Source organism: Rikenella microfusus DSM 15922 (assembly GCF_000427365.1).
GTDB lineage: Bacteria > Bacteroidota > Bacteroidia > Bacteroidales > Rikenellaceae > Rikenella > Rikenella microfusus.
On the sequence record NZ_KE386488.1, the window covers coordinates 1668424 to 1690424 of the forward strand.

General features: G+C 52.1%; 11 protein-coding genes and 3 rRNA genes. 7 read left to right on the forward strand and 7 right to left on the reverse strand.

Features of this window, described 5'->3' with window-relative positions; all coding sequences use genetic code 11:
* Positions 1-82: 82 nt before the first annotated feature.
* The 6 genes from RIKMI_RS0108000 to rrf all read left to right on the forward strand — a co-directional run bounded on the left by RIKMI_RS0108000 (position 83) and on the right by rrf (position 9077).
* Positions 83-1621, forward strand: coding sequence for an alpha-isopropylmalate synthase regulatory domain-containing protein (locus RIKMI_RS0108000; protein ID WP_037291722.1), 1539 nt, complete (start codon positions 83-85; stop codon positions 1619-1621).
* Positions 1618-2688 carry a 3-isopropylmalate dehydrogenase gene (gene leuB, locus RIKMI_RS0108005; protein ID WP_027291187.1) on the forward strand — a complete coding sequence of 357 codons (1071 nt, stop codon included), beginning with the start codon at positions 1618-1620 and terminating at the stop codon, positions 2686-2688. Before RIKMI_RS0108000 ends, leuB begins: the two co-directional genes overlap by 4 nt.
* A gap of 126 nt (positions 2689-2814) precedes the next feature.
* The gene (locus RIKMI_RS0108010) at positions 2815-3690 is read left to right on the forward strand and encodes a DUF6845 domain-containing protein (protein ID WP_027291188.1); all 876 of its coding nucleotides are present in this window, start codon (positions 2815-2817) and stop codon (positions 3688-3690) included.
* Positions 3691-4259: 569 nt separating this feature from the next.
* Positions 4260-5788 (forward strand): 16S ribosomal RNA (locus RIKMI_RS0108020).
* A gap of 207 nt (positions 5789-5995) precedes the next feature.
* Positions 5996-8878 (forward strand): 23S ribosomal RNA (locus RIKMI_RS0108025).
* Between the two features lie 88 nt (positions 8879-8966).
* A 5S ribosomal RNA gene (gene rrf, locus RIKMI_RS0108030) occupies positions 8967-9077 on the forward strand.
* Together the 16S, 23S and 5S rRNA genes form the textbook arrangement of a ribosomal RNA operon.
* Before the next feature lie 359 nt (positions 9078-9436).
* Here the strand turns inward: rrf and RIKMI_RS13470 are convergent.
* Positions 9437-9757, reverse strand: coding sequence for a hypothetical protein (locus tag RIKMI_RS13470; protein WP_037291724.1), 321 nt, complete (start codon positions 9755-9757; stop codon positions 9437-9439).
* A gap of 16 nt (positions 9758-9773) precedes the next feature.
* The gene (locus tag RIKMI_RS0108045; protein ID WP_027291190.1) at positions 9774-10991 is read right to left on the reverse strand and encodes a TlpA family protein disulfide reductase; all 1218 of its coding nucleotides are present in this window, start codon (positions 10989-10991) and stop codon (positions 9774-9776) included.
* A gap of 234 nt (positions 10992-11225) precedes the next feature.
* Between RIKMI_RS0108045 and murD the strand changes: the two genes are divergently transcribed.
* A complete protein-coding gene (murD, locus tag RIKMI_RS0108050; protein ID WP_027291191.1) occupies positions 11226-12584 on the forward strand; it encodes a UDP-N-acetylmuramoyl-L-alanine--D-glutamate ligase in 1359 nt (452 codons plus the stop codon).
* Between the two features lie 506 nt (positions 12585-13090).
* Here murD and RIKMI_RS0108055 read toward each other — a convergent pair.
* From RIKMI_RS0108055 to RIKMI_RS0108075, 5 genes are all read right to left on the reverse strand, one after another.
* Complete coding sequence (locus RIKMI_RS0108055) at positions 13091-15121, reverse strand: tetratricopeptide repeat protein (protein WP_027291192.1); 2031 nt, start codon at positions 15119-15121, stop codon at positions 13091-13093.
* Positions 15122-15233: 112 nt separating this feature from the next.
* Complete coding sequence (locus RIKMI_RS0108060; protein WP_027291193.1) at positions 15234-16211, reverse strand: bile acid:sodium symporter family protein; 978 nt, start codon at positions 16209-16211, stop codon at positions 15234-15236.
* 19 nt (positions 16212-16230) lie between these two features.
* Positions 16231-17136 carry a glycine N(alpha)-acyltransferase GlsB gene (locus RIKMI_RS0108065; RefSeq protein ID WP_027291194.1) on the reverse strand — a complete coding sequence of 302 codons (906 nt, stop codon included), beginning with the start codon at positions 17134-17136 and terminating at the stop codon, positions 16231-16233.
* 601 nt (positions 17137-17737) lie between these two features.
* Entirely contained in the window at positions 17738-19891 is a 2154-nt protein-coding gene (locus RIKMI_RS0108070) for a UvrD-helicase domain-containing protein (RefSeq protein ID WP_027291195.1), read from the reverse strand.
* Positions 19892-19904: 13 nt separating this feature from the next.
* Positions 19905-21989 carry an ATP-dependent nuclease gene (locus RIKMI_RS0108075; RefSeq protein WP_027291196.1) on the reverse strand — a complete coding sequence of 695 codons (2085 nt, stop codon included), beginning with the start codon at positions 21987-21989 and terminating at the stop codon, positions 19905-19907.
* Positions 21990-22001: the final 12 nt, after the last annotated feature.

The following is a 22001-nucleotide window of genomic DNA, read 5'->3' on the forward strand; positions in this document are numbered from 1 at the left end:
TGGTTCTCTTTGTTCACAAAGAGAACAGTCGCCTCAAACCTGAACAGTATAAATAAACGAACGATTAACAGAGAGAAAAGCGATGTCGAGAGTCGAGATTATGGACACCACCCTGCGCGACGGTGAGCAGACCTCCGGCGTATCCTTTGCGCCTCAGGAAAAGCTCAGCCTCGCCCGGTTGTTATTGACAGACATTCGGGTGGACCGGATCGAAGTCGCCTCCGCCCGCGTGAGCGAAGGCGAGCGTGCCGCCGTTCGGAAAATTATGGAATGGGGGGCACGGAAAGACTACCTCGATCGGATCGAAGTACTCGGATTCGTGGACGGAGGCATCTCCCTCGACTGGATCGCCGAATGCGGCGGCCGCGTCATCAACCTGCTCACCAAAGGATCCGAAAAACACTGCAAATACCAGCTTCGGAAGACGCTCGAAGAGCATGTCGCCGATATCCGCCGCGACGTGCAGGCCGCCCAGGAACGCGGTATCGCCGTCAATATCTATCTCGAAGACTGGTCGAACGGCATGCGCCACTCGCGCGAATACGTCTATCGGATGATGGACGCCCTCCAGGGGCTGCCCATACAGCGGTTCATGCTGCCCGACACACTGGGAATTTACGAACCGTGGGAGTGCTACGAAGCGTGCCGGGCCATGACCGAACGCTATCCCGGCCTGCGGTTCGACTTCCACGCCCACAACGACTACGACCTGGCCGTGGCCAACACCCTCGCCGCCGTTAAAGCCGGCGTGCAGGGCGTGCACACCACCGTCAACGGGCTGGGCGAACGGGCCGGGAACGCCCCGCTGTCGAGCGTCATCGCCGCGCTGCACGACCATCTGAAAGCCGACATCGCCGTCGATGAAGCGCGGACCAACCATGTCGCCACCGTTGTCGAAAGCTACTCCGGCATCCGGATTCCCGCTAACAAACCCGTGATCGGCGAAAACGTCTTTACCCAGTGCGCCGGGATACACGCCGACGGCGACAATAAGAACAACCTCTATTTCAACGACCTGCTGCCCGAGCGTTTCGGGCGTACGCGGCAATACGCCTTGGGTAAAAGCTCCGGCAAGGCCAATATCCGCAAAAATCTCGAAATGCTCGGCATCGAACTGGACGAAGAGTCGATGACCCGCGTGACGCAGTATATCGTCGAGCTGGGCGATCGCAAAGAGATCGTCACGGCCGAAGATCTGCCCTACATCGTCTCCGATCTGTTGGGGGCCTCCGGCGACCGCGAAGCCGTGCGCATACTCAACTATTCCCTCTCCGTAGCGCAGGGATTGCGGCCCGTGGCCACGGTCAAGATCGAGATACACGGCCAGGCCTACCAGCAGACCTCAGCCGGCGACGGGCAGTACGACGCCTTCGTGTCGGCCGTCGAGGCCATTTACGAGCACCAGCTGGGGCGCGAGTTCCCCGCCCTGGTGGACTACTCCGTAAGCATCCCGCCCGGCGGGCGTACCGACGCCTTCGTGCAGACCCTCATCACGTGGGAGTGGAACGGCGCTCGATTCAAAACCCGCGGCTTGGACGCCGACCAGACCGTAGCCGCTATCAAAGCGACCGTCAAAATGCTGAATAAAATCGAAAACAATACTAATATCACTACACCATGAATTTGAACATTGCGCTGTTGCCGGGCGACGGCATCGGGCCGGAGATCGTGGGCGAAGCCGTGAAAGTGCTCGACGCGGTCGGGAAAAAGTACGGACATACGTTCAATTATAAAAAAGGGCTGGTCGGCGCCTGCGCCATCGACGCCACCGGCGATCCCTATCCGGCCGAAACGCATAAAATCTGCCGGGAGTCCGATGCGGTGCTCTTCGGAGCCATCGGCGACCCGAAATACGACAACGATCCGTCGGCCAAGGTGCGTCCCGAACAGGGTTTGCTCCGGATGCGCAAATCGCTGGGGCTGTTCGCCAACGTGCGGCCGCTGGTGGTGTTCGATTCGCTGGTGGAACGCTCGCCGCTCAAGGCCGAACGCGTCAAAGGGGCCGATTTCGTCTGCATCCGCGAACTGACCGGAGGCATGTACTTCGGTCGTCCCCAGGGGCGCAGCGAAGACGGGAACACGGCATACGACACCTGCGTCTATTCGCGCGAAGAGGTGGAACGTATCCTGAAAGTGGCCTTCGAACAGGCCCGCAAGCGCCGCAAACTGCTCACGGTGGTCGATAAGGCGAACGTGATCGCCACCTCGCGCCTGTGGCGGCAGATCGCCAAAGAGATGGCTCCGCAGTATCCCGACGTGCAGGTGGACTACATGTTCGTGGATAACGCCGCGATGCAGATTATCCAGCGTCCGACCTATTTCGACGTGCTGGTGACCGAAAACCTGTTCGGGGACATCCTGACCGACGAATCGAGCGTCATCAGCGGGTCGCTGGGCCTGTTGCCTTCGGCCTCGCTGGGTTCCGACGTGGCGCTGTTCGAACCGATCCACGGCTCTTACCCGCAGGCGGCCGGTAAGAATATCGCCAACCCGATGGCCACCATTCTGAGCGCGGCGATGCTGCTCGAACACGTCGGGTTGCAGCAGGAGGGCGCGGCCGTGCGGGCCGCCGTCGAAAAGGCCATCGCGCAGGGCGTCGTGACCGAAGACCTCGTGGACGCGAGCATGCCGGGCCAGACGGCCCGTTCCACCACTGAAGTCGGCGATTTCGTGGCCGCCCACGTGTAGCCTGTGGCCGAAGCAGGGAGAAATTATATTCAGCTCTACGGAAATATCTGTAGAGCTGAATATTTTTGCGGACATATGTAATGAATATGAATTATATTTGTATAATAAAACTAAACCATACTGTCTATGAAAAGAAAATTACTCGTTCTGCCCGCCGCTGCCGCATCCCTGTTGCTCGCCTCTTGCGGCGGCTCCGGTTCCGGCCCCAAACTGGATACCGAAAATGCCAACCGGATCATCGAGTATTATAACCAGACGCTCGAAGTGTTCCGCGACGGTTACAGCGCGGAAAAAGCCGGGGAGGTGGTGGAATATATGGATAACAAAGGCCGGGCGTTGATCGCTCCGATCATCGTGTTGCCGGGGATGTACCGCGATTCGGCGGAGATGACCGCGCCGGGCGATCGTTTCGGCAAATCGGCCGGCGATTCGCTGACGATGCTTTTCCGGGAATATTATGCGGCTTGCCGGACGCTCGACGACAATTACGACGCATTCAAAGCGTATAAAAAGGCCGAAGACTACAAAGACGACGACTGGGCCAAAGGCAAACAGCTTGCCGAAGAAACTCGGGCGGCGGCCGAGCGGATGCTGAGCGCGAAACAGCAGATATTGGACATCATCGCCGGACCGGCCGATGCGGCGGAACTGGCCCTGATGGAGGGCAATCCGCTCAAAGACCATATCCTGTTGGCCAAGAAGATATTTGCCGGAATGGAGGGCATGATGCAGGTCGTGTCGGCGGAAAAAGTCGACGAACAGGCCCTGACGGCCGATTACGGTGCGTTGGAACAGTTGGTGAAAGAGGGACGGGAATTGCCCCGGGTAAAAGATATGGACAACGAAATGAAATGGTACGGGGAGTATCTGGATGAAGTGGACGCGTTCCTCGGCGTCGTCCGCAAGGCCCAGCGGAACGGCAAATACACCCAGTCCGTGCTGGACGATATGAACTCCGAATATGGGGATGCCGTGGGCGATTATAACACTTTTGTCAATTGATCGGGACGAACGTATTTCCGACGGAGCCGGCCTTTTTCTGTAAAAGGCCGGCTTTTTTAATCGATGGAGCGAAAAAAGTTTTCTTGCGGTTCGTGTTGATCGTCAGAATAATAAGGGCAAGAATGAAATTTGTGTGAAAAAATAATTTCGAAAATATTTGCAGAAACCGGAAACGTGTGTACCTTTGCATCCGCAATCGGGAACAAAATCGCGGTTGCGGGCAATAAAGCCGAAAGTTCTTCCGTTTGTAAATTTTACATGCCGTTTCCGGAAACGGGCGGTCATGAAGATTGAACGGATTTGAAAAGATTTTTCTTGTTCCGGTCTCAGGACTCGGAATGAAAAATAACCGGTGTATTCCGGAAAGTTCTTTGAAGTATTGCAGTGTAGTACAAGTAGCGGTTATCGGGCTGAGATGTTATATTTGATGTTTCGGTTACGATGATCGTAGGATCGTTTTTCAGGCGCAAGTTTTGAGAGACGGTTTAAGAAAAGCTTAGTCAATTTTTTTGAAGTTAGTGGAATAAGAGCTAAGGATATGACTTGGAGACAAGTCAGTAAATTTTTTTACTATGGAGAGTTTGATCCTGGCTCAGGATGAACGCTAGCGGCAGGCCTAACACATGCAAGTCGAGGGGCAGCGAGGCGGAAGCTTGCTTCCGCTGTCGGCGACCGGCGCACGGGTGCGTAACGCGTATGTAACCTACCTTATACAGGAGGATAACCCGGAGAAATTCGGACTAATACTCCATAGGTATATTTTCGGCATCGGAGATATATGAAAGATTCATCGGTATAAGATGGACATGCGTGACATTAGCTGGATGGTGAGGTAACGGCTCACCATGGCGACGATGTCTAGGGGTTCTGAGAGGAAGGTCCCCCACACTGGTACTGAGACACGGACCAGACTCCTACGGGAGGCAGCAGTGAGGAATATTGGTCAATGGACGGAAGTCTGAACCAGCCATGCCGCGTGCAGGACGACGGCTCTATGAGTTGTAAACTGCTTTTGTACGAGAATAACGGTATCTACGTGTAGGTAATTGAATGTATCGTACGAATAAGGATCGGCTAACTCCGTGCCAGCAGCCGCGGTAATACGGAGGATTCGAGCGTTATCCGGATTTATTGGGTTTAAAGGGTGCGTAGGCGGCCCGGTAAGTTAGAGGTGAAATTCAGCGGCTTAACCGCAGAACTGCCTCTGATACTGTCGGGCTGGAGAGTAGATGCAGCAGGCGGAATGAGTAGTGTAGCGGTGAAATGCTTAGATATTACTCAGAACACCGATTGCGAAGGCAGCTTGCTAATCTATATCTGACGCTGATGCACGAAAGCGTGGGTAGCGAACAGGATTAGATACCCTGGTAGTCCACGCAGTAAACGATGATAACTCGTTGTCGGCGATACACAGTCGGTGACCCAGCGAAAGCGATAAGTTATCCACCTGGGGAGTACGACCGCAAGGTTGAAACTCAAAGGAATTGACGGGGGCCCGCACAAGCGGAGGAACATGTGGTTTAATTCGATGATACGCGAGGAACCTTACCCGGGCTTGAAAGTTAGCGACCGCCTTTGAAAGAGGGCTTCTCTTCGGAGCGCGAAACTAGGTGCTGCATGGTTGTCGTCAGCTCGTGCCGTGAGGTGTCGGGTTAAGTCCCATAACGAGCGCAACCCCTGTTCATAGTTACCAGCATGTAGTGGTGGGGACTCTATGAAGACTGCCGGTGTAAACCGCGAGGAAGGTGGGGATGACGTCAAATCAGCACGGCCCTTACGTCCGGGGCGACACACGTGTTACAATGGCCGGTACAGAGGGCAGCGACATAGCGATATGAAGCGAATCTCATAAAGCCGGTCTCAGTTCGGATTGCAGGCTGCAACTCGCCTGCATGAAGTTGGATTCGCTAGTAATCGCGCATCAGCCATGGCGCGGTGAATACGTTCCCGGGCCTTGTACACACCGCCCGTCAAGCCATGGAAGCCGGGGGTGCCTGAAGTACGTGACCGCAAGGAGCGTCCTAGGGCAAAACTGGTAACTAGGGCTAAGTCGTAACAAGGTAGCCGTACCGGAAGGTGCGGCTGGAACACCTCCTTTCTGGAGCCTTGTTCCACGATCAAAAAGAGCACTGCAATACTTTTTTAACGAAATCGACTCGGAGTTTGGAGTCATCGCGATGATGATTTCGGAGTCCGACGACATAGAGACCGATCCGAAAGCGGGAGGTCTGAAAAGTTCATTGACACGTTAGGAAAAGAAAAACGAGTAAGGGTATTCGTCGTAGTGATACGGCGGAGCCTAAAAAAGAAAGTATGCAAGGGCGTACGGGGGATGCCTAGGCTTATGGAGGCGATGAAGGACGTGTTAAGCTGCGAAAAGCGCCGGGGATCTGCAAAAAAGAATCGATCCGGCGATATCCGAATGGGGCAACCCGTCAGTCTGAAGGACTGTCGTTCCGAGTAATCGGAGAGCCAACCCGCTGAACTGAAACATCTAAGTAGGCGGAGGAAAAGAAAGAAAACTCGATTCCCTTAGTAGCGGCGAGCGAAGAGGGAATAGCCCAAACCATGTATGTTACGGCATATATGGGGTTGTAGGACCACGACATGACTTGGACGACGAACTGGAAGGTACTGGAAAGTGCCACCATAGAGGGTGAAAGTCCCGTACAGGTAAGTTAGTTCAACGATAGTGGTATCCTGAGTAGGGCGGGACACGTGAAATCCTGTCTGAATCCGCGGGGACCACCCCGCAAGGCTAAATACTCCCATAAGACCGATAGTGAACCAGTACCGTGAGGGAAAGGTGAAAAGTACCCCGAACAGGGGGGTGAAAAAGAACCTGAAACCGTACGCCTACAACCTGTCGGAGCCCCTTCGTGGGGTGACGGCGTGCCTTTTGCATAATGAGCCTACGAGTTACTCATGACCGGCGAGGTTAAGATTCCGAAGGATCGAAGCCGAAGCGAAAGCGAGTCTGAACAGGGCGCTATAGTCGGTTGTGGTAGACGCGAAACCTTGCGATCTACCCTTGGCCAGGATGAAGGTGAGGTAGAACTCACTGGAGGTCCGCACCGGTAAACGTTGAAAAGTTTTCGGATGAGCTGAGGGTAGGGGTGAAAGGCTAATCAAGCTGGGAAATAGCTCGTACTCCCCGAAATGCCTTTAGGGGCAGCGTTGACGTAGTATACTGGAGGTAGAGCTACTGATTGGATGCGGGGGCTTCACCGCCTACCAAATCCTGACAAACTCCGAATGCCAGTTATATGATCGTCAGCAGTGAGCCGCCGGGTGCTAATGTCCGGTGACAAAAGAGGAACAACTCAGACCAACAGCTAAGGCCCCCAAACATACGCTAAGTTGAATGAACGATGTGCGACTGCAGCGACAGCTAGGATGTTAGCTTGGAAGCAGCTATTCATTTAAAGAGTGCGTAACAGCTCACTAGTCGAGCGGTTGTGCGTGGATAATAAACGGGCATCAAGCGTATTGCCGAAGCTTTGGACTCCGCAAAGGAGTGGTAGGGGAGCATTCTGCCGGCGTCGAAGCGGATTCGTAAGGATCCGTGGAGCTTGCAGAAAAGCAAATGTAGGCATAAGTAACGATAAGGCAGGCGAGAAACCTGCCCGCCGCAAGACCAAGGTTTCCTGATCAACGTTAATCGGATCAGGGTTAGTCGGGCCCTAAGGGCCAGCCGAAAGGCGATGCTCGATGGACAATCGGTTAATATTCCGATACCCTCTTAATTGGCGATGGAGAGACGAAGGAGCGTAAGATCCGCCTACTGACGGAATAGTAGGTTGAAGGCCGTAGGTATAGAGTGAGGTTAATAGCTTCACTTTGCTGAGAGCCGACAGTACAGAGACCCTTCGGGGAATTTGATAGCGATCCCAAGCATGCTTCCGAGAAAATCTTCTAAGCATAACAGTTAAGAGGCCCGTACCGTAAACCGACACAGGTGGTCGAGGAGAGTATCCTCAGGCGCTCGAGTGAGTCACGGTTAAGGAACTAGGCAAAATGACCCCGTAACTTCGGGAGAAGGGGTCCTCGCAGCGATGCGAGGCGCAGCGAAAAGGTCCAGGCGACTGTTTAACAAAAACACAGGGCTATGCAAATTCGAAAGACGACGTATATGGCCTGACACCTGCCCGGTGCCGGAAGGTTAAGAGGGGATGTCATTCGCAAGAAGAAGCATTGAATCGAAGCCCCGGTAAACGGCGGCCGTAACTATAACGGTCCTAAGGTAGCGAAATTCCTTGTCGGGTAAGTTCCGACCTGCACGAATGGTGTAACGATCTGGACACTGTCTCAACCGTGAGCTCGGTGAAATTGTAGTCCCGGTGAAGATGCCGGGTACCCGCAACGGGACGAAAAGACCCCGTGAACCTTTACTGCAGCTTAACGCTGGATTTGGGTACAAGATGTGTAGGATAGGCAGGAGACTATGAAGATGTGTCGCCAGGCATGTTGGAGTCGCCGTTGAAATACTGCCCTTTTTGTGCTCGGGTCCTAACCCGTGAAAGGGGACACCGTTTGGTGGGTAGTTTGACTGGGGTGGTCGCCTCCAAAAGCGTAACGGAGGCTTCCCAAGGTACCCTCAATACGGATGGTAATCGTATGCAGAGTGCAATGGCACAAGGGTGCTTGACTGCGAGACCGACGGGTCGAACAGGTGCGAAAGCAGGGCATAGTGATCCGGTGGTTCCGAGTGGAAGGGCCATCGCTCAAAGGATAAAAGGTACTCCGGGGATAACAGGCTGATCGCTCCCAAGAGCTCATATCGACGGAGCGGTTTGGCACCTCGATGTCGGCTCGTCACATCCTGGGGCTGGAGAAGGTCCCAAGGGTTCGGCTGTTCGCCGATTAAAGTGGCACGCGAGCTGGGTTCAGAACGTCGTGAGACAGTTCGGTCCCTATCTGTTGCGGGCGCAGGAGATTTGAGGGGTTCTGACCTTAGTACGAGAGGACCGGGTTGGACTGACCTCTGGTTTACCGGTTATGCCGCCAGGTGTATCGCCGGGTATCCAAGTCGGGACGGGATAAGCGCTGAAAGCATCTAAGCGCGAAGCCCACCCCAAGATGAGATCTCCCTTGAGGGTCGTAGAAGACGACTACGTTGATAGGCTACAGGTGTATAGGCAGCGATGTCACAGCCGAGTAGTACTAATCGCCCGAACGACTTTCTTGTAAAGTCCCTTACTGGTTTTTCTTGCCACACGTGTCGAACGAACCGTGCGAGCGGTTCAGGTTATAGAAGACTTATCGTCTTCACGGTTTTAGGTGGCAATAGCGACAGGGTCCCACCTCTTCCCATTCCGAACAGAGAAGTTAAACCTGTTAGCGCCGATGGTACTGCAATCATGTGGGAGAGTAGGTCGCCGCCTTCTTCAAGGGGTTCATCGTAATGATGAACCCCTTTTTTATTATCGGCAATACCCTAACCGGATACTCTTTCTGCTCCGCTCCGACAATATCCGGAGATAACGCCGAAAATACGGATAACTTTATACTCTCCCGGACCTCCGACACTAAAATTGAATGAAATACAGTATAGATAAACGCTCGGAGACATCGGGAATGCGGAGGGGGGACGGATTTCTAGCGTGCGTAACCTTCTGTAGGTAATCGAACGATTGTTTGTTCGTAAGTTATGCAACGGTCAAGCTCATTTATATCTCCCTACGTATCGGATACAAAACAGGCCGTCTCGACTTAAGACGGCCTTGCCTGCATATGGGATGCCGGACTATAAAGTCGTGGCGGCTATGCCTGCGGCTCCGAGGATGACGCCGAAGAGGGCCAGGAGGAAGACAATGCCGATCAGGGAAATGACTAATCCGGCAATTGCCAGCCCTTTGGGTCGTTTCGTTACCCCTACCGCGGAGAAAATCAGACCGAGTACCCACAAAATCCAACCGAATACGGGAATCCAACCCAGAAAAAGCGTGACGAGGGCCAGGATGAATCCCGCCGTTCCGATACCGTTCGAACGTTTCTCGACTTGTTGGATGATGACCGTCTGTTGATAAGGTTGCTGCGGCGGAGTGTTTTGCGTTTGATTTTCCATAATCTCGTAATATGGTTTAGTTAGATTGGTTTCCGAGCGTGGCGAACGTTGCGTCGATAGCTTCCGCCAGCCTATTCCATAGCGATTCGGAATCGCCGCCGAAACCGTTGTAGCGGAATGCGACCCGGCCGTCGCTGCCGACGACCAGAAATACGGGATAAGCGTACAGTCCGTACGCATCGGCTACCGGTGTCGGACAGAGCAATACCGGATACTCGATACCTTTGCGTTCGATCAGCGAACGGGTCTGCTTGCGCGAGTCGCCGTGATCCATCATAACGAATACGACGGCGGCTCCGCGGTTCCGGTAATGCCTGTAGAGCGAATCGACCGTCGGCATGGCCATCAGGCAGGCGCCGCAGGTCGATGTACTCCAATCCATTACGACCGTGTTCCCGGCTTTCAACAGGGAATCCAGCGAATAGAGCCGTCCGGTGGCGGCATCCGGCAGGTCTTTCCATAGCGGCGCCGTTTCTCCGGGATTGCAGGAACCCGGTACGGTCGGTCGGGGATTCCGGTAGGTCGGAACGATGAATGTTTCCGGTGTTACCGGCGGGTCGATCCGTAACCCGGCCAATTCCTCGAAACTGCTCTGATCCATGCAGAAACGACCCGTCGAGCGGTCGCGTCTTCCATGCCAGACCGGTAACAAGGTATGCCGGTCGATCGCCAGCTTATACCATCCTTCAAGAGTGTCGCCGGGAGCGGAGTGGAGCGTGTGGAGCGAAAAAAAGTAGCATTGTCGGCCGTCGATCGTCGTGTCCGGCAGTTGGGCCGTGGCCGCCGAATCCAGCATCTGTCGCGTCCGGGTCTCCATTTTGTCCAATATGCTGACTATCCACATGGATTCGATGGCCGTTGTTTCGAGACGTTCGCCCGTACCGTCCGGGGAGATATAATACACGCCCGTGCCGTCGGTGCAACAGGTTACGGAATCTCCCGGCGTCTCTTTCAGGAGGTTTGCATCGCGAAAGTTCAGACGGTCTATCGGGCCGTTCGGCCGGCTGCGCATCAGGATGAAACGACCGGCATGCGCTGCGGCCGGCGTATCGTCGTCCGGGGCGAAGTTCGTGAACATGGTCCGATACGTTCCGCTCAGCGAGCGGAAAGCGTGCTGTGCCCGCAGCGATTGATCGAGGATGTCGTGCGCGGTGGCTTCTTGTGCCGAGGCGCCGCCGCAGACGCCGGCGATGAGGACGGAAAAGACGGTAGCGAGACGGACCGGGAAGTTCATTTGTCGGAGTATTGGACCGCTTTAAAGATAATAAAAGTAACCCGATTATATACAATTGACATACCTACAGTTTTCGCCGGTATTTTTTCGGCCCGCGCTTGTTTCAGCCGGCCGTAGGGCGGTTGGAATGCGTAACGGTCGGGCAGAGTATCGCGCAGGCTTCAGATACTTGCCATAAAAAATAGGCCGCAGGCCGGAAAAGATTAAATTTGCAGGCGGATAAAAGACGAGATTATGGCACTGGCAGTAATATTGGGCGGCGGCGAGAGCGGATACGGTTCCGCCGTGCTGGCCGCTTCGAAAGGATACGAAGTGTTGCTTTCCGATTCGGGCATTCTCCGCGAACCTTACCGATCGCAAATGGTCGAACAAGGGATTCCGTTCGAGGAAAACGGTCATACGCTGGCTAAGGTATTGGAAGCCGAATTCGTGGTCAAAAGTCCCGGCATCCCGGAAACGGTGCCTGTGATACGAGCTATTCGAGAAAAGGGTATTCCCGTGATTTCGGAAATCGAATTCGCCGGCCGTTATCTGGCTCCCCATACGCGGACGGTCTGCATTACGGGAAGCAACGGGAAGACGACCACGACGACGCTGACTTACGAGATCATGCGTGCGGCCGGGTTCCGTGCGGCTTTGGCGGGCAATATCGGGCGGAGCCTGGCATTGCAGGTCGCCGAGACCCCGCAGGAGGAGCAGCCGGACTGGTATGTGATCGAACTGAGCAGTTTCCAGCTCGACGGCATGTACGATTTCCGGGCCGACATCGCGTTGCTGCTGAACATCACGCCGGACCATCTGGACCGGTACGACCATAAGCTGGACAATTACGCGGCTAGCAAGTTCCGGATTACGCGGAACCAGCGGCCGGACGACCTGTTCGTGTACAACGGGGACGACCCGGAGACATCGGCCCGTTTGCCGCAAGTCTTGCCGTATTCGAAAGCCGAAAAAAGGGCTTTTTATGTAAAAAACGGAGCAGAGGAGGCCGCTGTGCGGTACGATGCGGCGACCGGAATCATGCGGTGCGATGATTTCCGCTTCCCGGCTTCGGAAATGCGGATCAAAGGGTTGCACAATATCGCCGACGCTCTGGCGGCGGTCGTGGCCTGCCGCCGGGTGGGGGTGCCGGATGAGGCGATCGCCGGGACGCTGAGGCGGTTCGGCGGGGTGGAGCACCGGCTGGAACCGGTGGCGACGGTCGGAGGCGTGGAGTATATCAACGACTCGAAGGCGACGAACGTCGATTCGGTCTGGTACGCATTGCAGGCGATGACGCGGCCGACGGTCTGGATCGCTGGCGGCACGGACAAGGGGAACGATTACGGGGTGTTGCTGCCGCTCGTGCGGGAGCATGTGAAGGCGCTGGTCTGCATGGGGCTGGACAATGCCAAACTGGTGCGGTCGTTCGCAGGGGAGATACCGGTTTACGACACGGCTTCGCTGGGTGAAGCCCTGAAGGCCTGCCGAAGGGTCGCGGAATCGGGCGATACGGTGCTTCTGTCGCCGGCGTGCGCGAGTTTCGATCTGTTCCGCAATTACGAGGATCGGGGCGAGCAATTCAAAAAAGCGGTCGCGGAGCTGGCCGAATAGCAGGCGCATCTGCCGGGAAGATAGGACGGGGTGTGTCGGTATCCGGGGCGGAAAACGAACCGGATGCGATTCAAATGCGGATAACCGTAAGCGGCTTTCATGATTCCTTCTATCGGCTCGGTACCGGACGGCTCTCAGCCGTCGGAGGGGCGGCGCGAGCCGAAAAACGACTGCGAAAATTGTCGGTATATCAAAATAGATGATCGGACTGTATAAATAAATGTCGTATATAGTCGCCCCGCGATTGATCGATCGCAGGAGAAATCGCTAAGGCTCGTGCCGGCAGAGGCACCGGCCCCCTCCCCTTCGGGAGATCCGGTGTTTTCGGGTGCTCCGCATGGACTGTGAATGGCCCCGATGTCTCCGGAAGTCCGACTTTGGGGACTAATCCTGCGGATAAAACTTGTGAATTTGGCCGAGAAGTTTATGCGGCAATTGCGCAACGGGTGTTCCTGAAACGAAAGGAACACCCGTTGTTGAAAAAGAAGAGGTTGCTGGCCAGATGATTAAGGATTTTTGACGCAATAGCGTTTGAGTACCTCGTAGGCCTCGGCCAGTCCCAGTTCGCCCGCCTTGCTCAGGTCGAGGCATCCTTTCTGCGTGTCCTGCATGAAAATCTGTACCAGCCCCCGGTTGTAATAAGCCTCCGCGAAATAGGGGAACCGTTCGATCGCTTTCGTGTATTGTTCGAACGCTCCCGGCAGGTCTCCGCTCAGGCAGAGCATGTTTCCCAGGTTGTAATAGACATGGGGCAGTTCCGGCATCAGTTGCGCCGCCCGCCGCGTGTCTTCGATCGCCTCCGTGTAGTCGTACGTGCGCCGGCTCTGCGCTTGCAGCAGCCGTGCCGCCGGATCGTCCGTATGGACGGCAATCTGCTGCATGATATTGTTCCCTTCCAGCGAAGCGATGAATTCGATCATCTCCGCCTGTGCCGCGCCCCGGTTCAGATAGACCAGCGGATTGTCTTCCGCCACCCGGGCCGCCCGGCGGTAATAACTCAGCGCGGAGGCATACTGTTTGAGCAACGTTTGGGTAACGCCCTTCAGGAAATTGTCCTCCCATGAAACCGGCGCTCCGTTCGCCGCATCCCACGCGGCGATGCTGTCCGCCGGTACCCGACCGGCCGCCGAAACGCCCGTCAGGTCGAAAGGATACCCGGCCCGCGCCGAGGCGCTGCCCGTGTCTGTTCCCGACAACCGGGCCAGGTAACCGTCCAGGCGCGCGTTGCGGTAATCGCTCGGGTCGTAGATTCCGGTCGTATCCCGCACCGAGAACGAAATCCGGAATACCGGCATCAGGCGTACGTCCCGACGTACGTCGCCCCGCATCGAACGCAATTCGTTATTGCCGAAATCCGCGTCGAACGACAACAGCTTGTCGAATTGGCGGCTGGTGTCGGCAAACGAAACGAACGTGCTGTCGTTCAGCTTTCGGCGGTATTCTTCGATTTTGGTCTCGGCGATCCGCCGGTCGCTTTCCGCTCCCCGGAAGTCGCGCAGGGCCGCCTTGAGCTGCGAACGGTACAGATAGGCGTTCGCGAAGTCGGGATAGAGTTCGATCGCCCGCGTGTAGTCTTCGATCGCCCCCCGGTAGTCTCCTACCTGAATTTTGACCGAAGCCCGGTTGTAGAAAACCAGCACGTTCCCCGGATTATAGAGTGCCACGCGGTCGTAGTCCTCGATCGCCCGGTTGTAATCCCCGATCTGGCTGCGCAGGATCGCCCGGTTGAAATAGGTTACCGAGTTGGTGGAATCGTAGGCGATGGCCCGGTCGAAATCCGCCAGCGCCAGCATCGGCTGCTGCTCGTTCACGTAGGCATAGGCCCGGTAGAAATAGGCGATCGATTGGGTGCTGTCGATGTTCAGCGCCTCGGTCAGGTCGCGGATGCCCTCCGCATTTTTGTTTTGCGCCACTTCGAGCAGGCCGCGCCGCACATAGCCGTCGGCCTCGTAAGGGTTGATCTCCACGGCCCGGTTGAAGTCGGCATAGGCCCGCGTCGTGTCTTTCAGGTACAGGTAGCACGTGCCCCGGTTGGTCAGGGCATTGACGTCGGAGGGCGTGGAACGCAGGTAGCGCGAGAAGTCGTCGACGGCTTTTTCGAACTGCTGGCTCAGGAAATAGGTGACCCCGCGGCTGTAGTAGGCCGCCGACATGTTCGGCCGCAGTTCGACCGCATGCTGGTAATCCTTGAGCGCGTCGTTGTAATTCCCCATCCTCGACCGCGTGATGGCCCGGTACTGGTAAGCCATGGTATAGACCGGATTGACGGCGATGGCGCTGGTGAAATCGGCCTCGGCGCCCAGCAGGTCGTCCAGGTTGTATTTGGCCACCCCGCGCAGGAAATAGCCTTCGTACTCTTTGGTTTCGGTCCGCAGGAGCAGGTTGAGCATCTCGATCGCCTCGCGATAGTCTCCCGCGACGATCAGTTCGCGGCCTTTATAGAAAAAATAGGGTTTGTTGAGCTGTGCGGACGCCTCGCCACCGCCGTGCAGACAGACGGAAAGAAGCAGCGACAAGAAGGCGAGGATTTTTTTCATGTTGCAAATATACGTTTTTCGTCCGGGGATACATAGAGCTGCGGGGCAAAAGGGCCTCCGGCGTCCCGGATCGTCTTTCGCGCTTGTCCGGACGGTACGGGCGCCGGTCCGGTCATGTTCCGGCCGACATGCGTCGGGCGATGATGCCGACCACCACCAGCTGCATGGCATGGTAGATCATGATGGGCAGCAGCAGGATACCCGTCAGGGTGTGGTCCGCGACCAGCACTTTCGACATCACGGTGCCGTGTACCAGCGATTTTTTGGAGCCGCAGAAAAGGGCTACGATACGGTCTTCCCGGTTGAACCGCATCCGGCGGCTGACCGCCAGCACGATGCCGTACACCGCGAAGAACAGGGCGGTCATTCCGGCGGTCAGCGCCGCCAGCAACGGCCATGACACCGTGTCGAACATGTGCATCTCGAAAGATTCGCAGAACGAAGTGTAGACGATGGCGATGATGACGGCCTGGTCGAACAGATTGAGCCACCGGCGGTGCCGTTCGGCGAAGGCGCCCCACCGGCGGTGCAGCAGCATTCCTGCCCCGACCGGGACGAGTACCTGGAAAACGAGTCCCGCGATCGCTTCGCCGAGCGAATGGGCCCCTTCGTCCGCCGCCAGGAAGAGCGACATCCAGAGCGGGGTGACGAAAACGCCGATCAGGCTCGAAACCGAAGCGTTGAAGATCGCCGCCGGGACATTGCCGCCCGCCATCGAAACCATCACCACCGACGAAGATACGGTCGAAGGCAGCGTGGCCATGAAAAAGATGCCGAGCCACAGGTAGTGGTTCGCCCGTGTATCGACCAGCGCCATGACGGCCAGCACCAGCAACGGGAACAGGACGAAAGTGGTGAGCTGCACCACCGTGTGCAGCCGCACGTTTTGCAGTCCGGCTTTCAGTTTTTCGCCACTGAGGCGCAGTCCGTAGAAAAAGAAGATTACCCCTACGCCCCAGCCCGCGACCTCGGCCGGCGACCAGTTTTCGTGTTCGGCTCCCCACGACGGGGCCAGCCAGGCGAGAAAGATCGCCCCGAACAGGGAGAGGATGAACGGATCGAGGCCGAAACGTTTCAGGAATGCGAACATGGGCGTGCCGCCGGGAGGGCTATTCGATATTGGAAAGGTGGCGTTCCACTTTCTGGATATACAGTTCGCTGAGCGTGATGAGGATGCCCGTCTCCTCCACGTTCCCGAAATCGGGATTCAGTGCGGTGTCGAATACTTTCATCGTCGGCGAGAGGCTCATGTAGGCGTTGATCAGAGGCGGTATCGTTTCGTCGAAACCGCGGATGCCGCGCGAAAGGATTTTATAATCTTCCGCATAATCGCTGCCGGTGAACAGCGCCTTCATCTTCTCTTCGTCGATGTCCAGATGCACCGGATAGCGCGAACGGATCAGGTTCTCGCGGTCGGGAAAGTATTTTTTCAGGAAATAGAGCAGCATGTTCCGCGCCTGACGGTTGTAGTCGCCGTACATGGTCACTTTGCCGAAGCAGTATTTCACGTCCGGGTTGCGCACCACGATGGCCCCCAGTCCGTCCCACAGGTTGTCCAGCGCGAAAAGGCTCTTGGGGTTGTTGCGCGACTGGTATTTCGGCTGCACGAACGAGCGGCCCAGCTCCAGCGTGTAGGGCAGGTATTTCTCGCGGAACGTGTCGCTGAATTCGAAGTAGTGTTCCGTGGAGAGGTATTTCGGGCGGGTGGAGCGCGGAATGATGTAGCGGTAGCCTCCCATGATTTCGCGAGCGGCCGGGTCCCAGACGATCAGTTGGGTGTAACCTCCGGGAACCGTGTCCAGTTCGTCGATATCGACGCTTTTGCCGGTGCCTCCGCCTCCGTCGCGGAACGAGACCTCGCGCAGCCGCCCGATCTCCTGCATCGTGTTCGGGCATTCGGCGGCGGTCAGGGTATAGAGCACGTTGCCGCCCTTGTTGGTTTTGCGCCATATGCGCTCCGGGGTAAGCTCGGCTTCGAGCAGCTCGCGGGCAATCGGTTCGATGATCGGTTCCATCGTCATATCCTTCGTATCTGGCTGTCCGTTATCTGAACAGAAGAACAAAAGTAATGATAAATCGCGTATCGTGAAAGTTTCGCCCGATTATCCTCCGGGGAGCGTTGCGGCGCGGGACGCACGTCCCCAGGCTGCAAAAAACATTATTACGCGTCAATCTTGATTTTCAGAATCTTTTTACCGTATTTTGCCCGTCCAATACCCCAGGAGTGTTATTTTTTGCGAAAACATTTTTACATTTGTCCCGTCGGAGAGGCTTCGGCCGCCGGCAGACATATTTCGATGAAAGTGTTTAGCTTTTATCCTTGGAAGAGAATCTGACAGTTCGAAAAAGCGCAAGGATAACAATAACACTCGTCACTTGTATGCATACGCGTCGTTCCGACGTGTATCATATACAGGTGTGGGGTATTGTTTATTTGCGCGCGGGTTTTGTCAGAACCTTCTTCCGGATAAACTAACGACTCCACGCTTGAACCGATGAACTTTCAATATCTTATTGATTATCAAATTATATATTCAATCTTCTTTGTAATTTGATACCGCAAAGCTCCCGTTATTATCGCTAACATAAGGCTTAGATAAACACTATCAATAAACTTTAAGCTTCTACCACATCCCAAATATCTCTCAATTCTCTGCAGTCCATATTGGCGAATCTGTTTTTCTGTATAGCTACACATAAAAAGTAACGAGGCCGACTCATACCTACATAAGCAACTCTTAGGCTTTTGAGTTTTCTATCCTCTTTTCCTGTATATGCAATTCCTTTAAATTGTTCAGCTAAGCGCTCTGATTCATGCTTACCAAAATATGATGTTTCTAAATAAAGAGTTGAAGCATGAGTTTCGCCCTTAACAGCATGAACAGTGGCCACTTCTATATCTATGTTTTCCTCTTTGTAAACATTGCCTTGTTCTAACTTTTGTTCTGCCACACCATCAGCAATTGTAGCATTAAAGAATTCGTTTGCCGATTCTGTAGCATTCTTACCAAACAAGGGTAAAAAGGTTCCTGTCAAATAATTGTAGATGGTTTCCTTTATTTGCAGTTTATCTCCCTTCTCGCTACGCTTTGAAATCATCCTGCCCCATTCCATTATATTACATAGAAATTCTTCTTTATCCTTGACATCTTTAGTTGCTAAGAAATCAAGTAAAGAAGTGATTGTATAACGTCTCGAGTCGTTTTTAATATCACATAATTCCAAGAATTTTATCACTCCTTGAATGATGGATGTCCCATAATCTTTTACTGAGTTTATATGACTTTTTAATAAGAAACTATCAAAGGAGTCACTTTCCAACTTTACAGTTGTATTCTTTCTTTCAAATAAAGGATAGTACGCTTCTATATATCTTTTTTTGCCATTTGTTCCTTTCTTGCCTACCCATCCACATGCTTTTATGTTAATTCTATGTAGAGGATCCTCACCCCTCTCTCTGATGGCAATATCCAGCACAGAAATATTTCCCATTTCTGGGATTATAGTAGTTCTAAGGAGTTCTGCATATTTGGGCAACACCACTAATGGGTCTTCATAGGTTATGATGACTGGTTTAACTGAACAAATATCTTCATTACCTACCAACTGATGGTTGTCTTCCATACACAACGAACGTAGAGGCTTGGCTATTTTTTCTCCAAAACGATTGCTGTTATGTATAGGTAAGACATTATCAGCTTTCAATCTATCATTATCATTTTCGTTATTTCTTTCTCCGTCATAGATGGCTTGGCAATAATCTCCAAATCGTTGCACTATAACCTTTTCATCATCAAAAAGTTTCTTTATTAACTCTTCTTGCTGATGGTCGCAGTCTTGTACCTCGTCAATAAAAAGATACTTAAATCTTTTGTGCGAGAAACCGCTGAAATCCAAGTTCTTTTCTCTAATATACCGAAATGCTAAATCGTATGCATCCTCAAAAGACAATATACCCTCCTTAAACATTTCTTCTTTGAGCTTAATAAATTCAGTCGCAGATTCCGAGGTTCTATTGATGTGTTTTTGATTAATGACTACTTTTACATCCTGCCAATTAACCTTTGCATTAATAATTATCTCCTTTTCTTGACAATCTTTAATATAATCTCTTTTTGCACGAATTTGAGCTCTGATAGTACTATCATCTATATTCTGTAAATCATAATCTTTTAGTTTAAATTCGTACTTTTCTACCTTCTTTCCTTTCTTTTTTATCACTTTTGCAGCTGTCAAAATATCCACACCGCCCCAAGCACTGATTTCATCGTCTGAAATCGGATACCCATTGTTTATGACCATCCCATAAATACATTTTTTCAATTTGTTACCAAAAGGCAACTTGCTATATTTTTTCAGTAATACAGCCTTGGCTATATCATTATCCACGTATTGAATCTGGCTTCCATAGAAATAATGAAGCGCTGAAGCTGTGACGTATTTATGCAGAAAGGTTTGGATTGTCCCAAAGAAATTAGGATAATTAAACAAGACATTGGCTTTAGAGCCGACTTTAGCCTTTATCTCATCAATAGCCACGTTCGTATGCGTAAGTACGCATACGCCTTTCCCGTCAGTCATCGGTAACCTGTTGGCAAGAATAATCAATTTTGCCAATAGGGCGGTTGTCTTTCCACTTCCTGGACAAGCCTGTACATAACAGCTACGATCTTCTTTGATAATATTCAGTCTCGTATCATCGAAAGGTTTCTTATCTTTCAAAAGAATATCGTGCGCGATTCTAATTTCTTCATCAGTTGCAAATGGCATACTTCAGTATTTTTTAATGATTCGGGTGGCCTGTAGCGTATTCAATAGCGTCCTTCAAATACTTCAGTTTTTCATCGGTATTTATAATGCGCTTTATTTCTGCTTTAATAACATCATTATCTTTAACTGGAGGCAAATCGCCAACTATCATGCCTGCTAAATATTGTGCCGTGATAGCTTTACTAATTGTACCTTCGTTGAGTGGTGCAAATATTTGATAGCTAATTTTTCTTGTTGGTGAAGTCCCATCGGGATAGTCGTCTTTTACTTTATTCCAAATATCAAGCAGTATTTCATCTGTTATTTCCTGTTCATGTCCATTTTCTTCTATATTTGCAGCCCTTATTGCTGCAGCCAACAATCTGAATAGTCCACTTCCCGCTATATCATACTCCAATGTCCAGTCTTTTGGAAGAAATATTTTTATCTGTTCATTGTTGGTCTCATGTTCTATACACTCAACCTTTTCGTTGCGTATTATCGACAACATATCCTCGTTCAACGGCATCTTTTTCTCTTCCGTCAAGACAGCCTTTAAACGGTTAATGGTCTCTCCAATTGGACCAAAACCAGTAGTTTTGTTTGCTCGGACATTTTTTTCAAATGCAGACAGACTACTGAACACACTTGCCATTGAATCATAATTCACTTCTTCTGTTACGGCTTTTAATTCTGCCAACACAGCATCTTTCAACCAATATTTAGGAGTCTTACGGTCTGAACTGTTATCATCATAATACTCCAATGCTCTCACATCCAAATCAGAGATAACAGCAACAGTTCCAAATGATTTATTGTCCCGGCGTTTGAAGATATTCACATAGCGCTTGTATGCAGTACTACCTACATTAACTATTGAGACCCCGTATTTATTAAGAGGTTTATCTATTATGTCTGCAATGGCGGGAATCAATAGATTCTCAGCATCCCCTTCAACCATAATCAGACCTTTGGCAAAGAAAAGATTTGACTTAGTTGCATCCAAAAAACGCTCCAAGAATTTGTAGTCTGCTGGCTTCATCATTGTGTATTCTTTAGACATCGGGAAAACCTCGTTTCCTTTTAGCACAATCAGATTTTCTAACCGAATCTTTGAAGCCAATGTAATGCTATGAGTAGTAAGAATAAATTGCTCTTTTTTCTGTTGAGAGGATATATAATCTATCAGTCTTAACTGATACTGCGGATGAAGATGAGCTTCTAATTCTTCAACCAATGCAAGTTTCAATCCTTTTTGTTGATTGTTGAACAGAAGCATTTCAGCGGCTATACACAATAGATTAAGAGAGCCAAGACCCGACTTGTTGCCTTCCATAATCAGGTCAAGTAGTCTTAATATTTCGGATAGTTCTCCTCCAGTTAATTTTATTTGGGCATGTCGAGGGTCACCATTTAGCAAGAAATGAGTATGTAGGAAATTGTTGATTTCCTCTGTAATAATCTCACCATTACCACCTTCTTTAAAAAAGTTTTCTATTTCCCTTTTTAGGTCCTCATAGTCTGTTTCTAGTTTGTGCTTCTTATTGTTACCCTGTTCATCCTTTCGGGTCTTGAACAACTCATGTGCACCAAGAATCTGTGCTAATCTTGACTTGTAGCCATGGGTCATATCGGTAAGGGCATCCCTCAGCGGTTTAAAGTATACCACTTTTAAGAGGTCTCTCGCTTCAGAGTCCATTCTTTCGGACTGTCCTTCTATACCAGCAGAGAACTTAGGCAGAATGACATTATCCTTCCTTTTCACATACAGCCAAACCTTGAGTAGATATCTTGTCTTATCTTCGTTCCATGATAGCCATTCCCAAAACAAACCAGAATCTTGCTCGTTTAGTCCATCAAATACACACTCTATTTTAAACTCATCCTTTCGATTTCCCTGTTCATCTTGATAGAAATCTTTATCATCAAATTGAATATACTCTCCACTCTGAGTCCTTAAAACATAACGAATGGCATCAATAATTGCTGTTTTGCCAGAATCATTCTCGCCAATCAGCACATTTAGGCCTTCATGGAAATGAACTTCCACTCCGGGCTTATTATCAGCACCACTGCAATATTTTCTAAAATTCCAGAGTCTAAGTCTTGAAAGGTACATTTTTGAGAAAAA

What these genes read in the sequence shown, in the direction of transcription:
- RIKMI_RS0108000 (WP_037291722.1), top strand. Translation starts at nt 83, where the DNA reads ATGTCGAGAGTCGAGATTATGGACACCACCCTGCGCGACGGTGAGCAG.
- leuB (WP_027291187.1), top strand. Translation starts at nt 1,618, where the DNA reads ATGAATTTGAACATTGCGCTGTTGCCGGGCGACGGCATCGGGCCGGAG.
- RIKMI_RS0108010 (WP_027291188.1), top strand. Translation starts at nt 2,815, where the DNA reads ATGAAAAGAAAATTACTCGTTCTGCCCGCCGCTGCCGCATCCCTGTTG.
- RIKMI_RS13470 (WP_037291724.1), bottom strand. Translation starts at nt 9,757, where the DNA reads ATGGAAAATCAAACGCAAAACACTCCGCCGCAGCAACCTTATCAACAG.
- RIKMI_RS0108045 (WP_027291190.1), bottom strand. Translation starts at nt 10,991, where the DNA reads ATGAACTTCCCGGTCCGTCTCGCTACCGTCTTTTCCGTCCTCATCGCC.
- murD (WP_027291191.1), top strand. Translation starts at nt 11,226, where the DNA reads ATGGCACTGGCAGTAATATTGGGCGGCGGCGAGAGCGGATACGGTTCC.
- RIKMI_RS0108055 (WP_027291192.1), bottom strand. Translation starts at nt 15,121, where the DNA reads ATGAAAAAAATCCTCGCCTTCTTGTCGCTGCTTCTTTCCGTCTGTCTG.
- RIKMI_RS0108060 (WP_027291193.1), bottom strand. Translation starts at nt 16,211, where the DNA reads ATGTTCGCATTCCTGAAACGTTTCGGCCTCGATCCGTTCATCCTCTCC.
- RIKMI_RS0108065 (WP_027291194.1), bottom strand. Translation starts at nt 17,136, where the DNA reads ATGGAACCGATCATCGAACCGATTGCCCGCGAGCTGCTCGAAGCCGAG.
- RIKMI_RS0108070 (WP_027291195.1), bottom strand. Translation starts at nt 19,891, where the DNA reads ATGCCATTTGCAACTGATGAAGAAATTAGAATCGCGCACGATATTCTT.
- RIKMI_RS0108075 (WP_027291196.1), bottom strand. Translation starts at nt 21,989, where the DNA reads ATGTACCTTTCAAGACTTAGACTCTGGAATTTTAGAAAATATTGCAGT.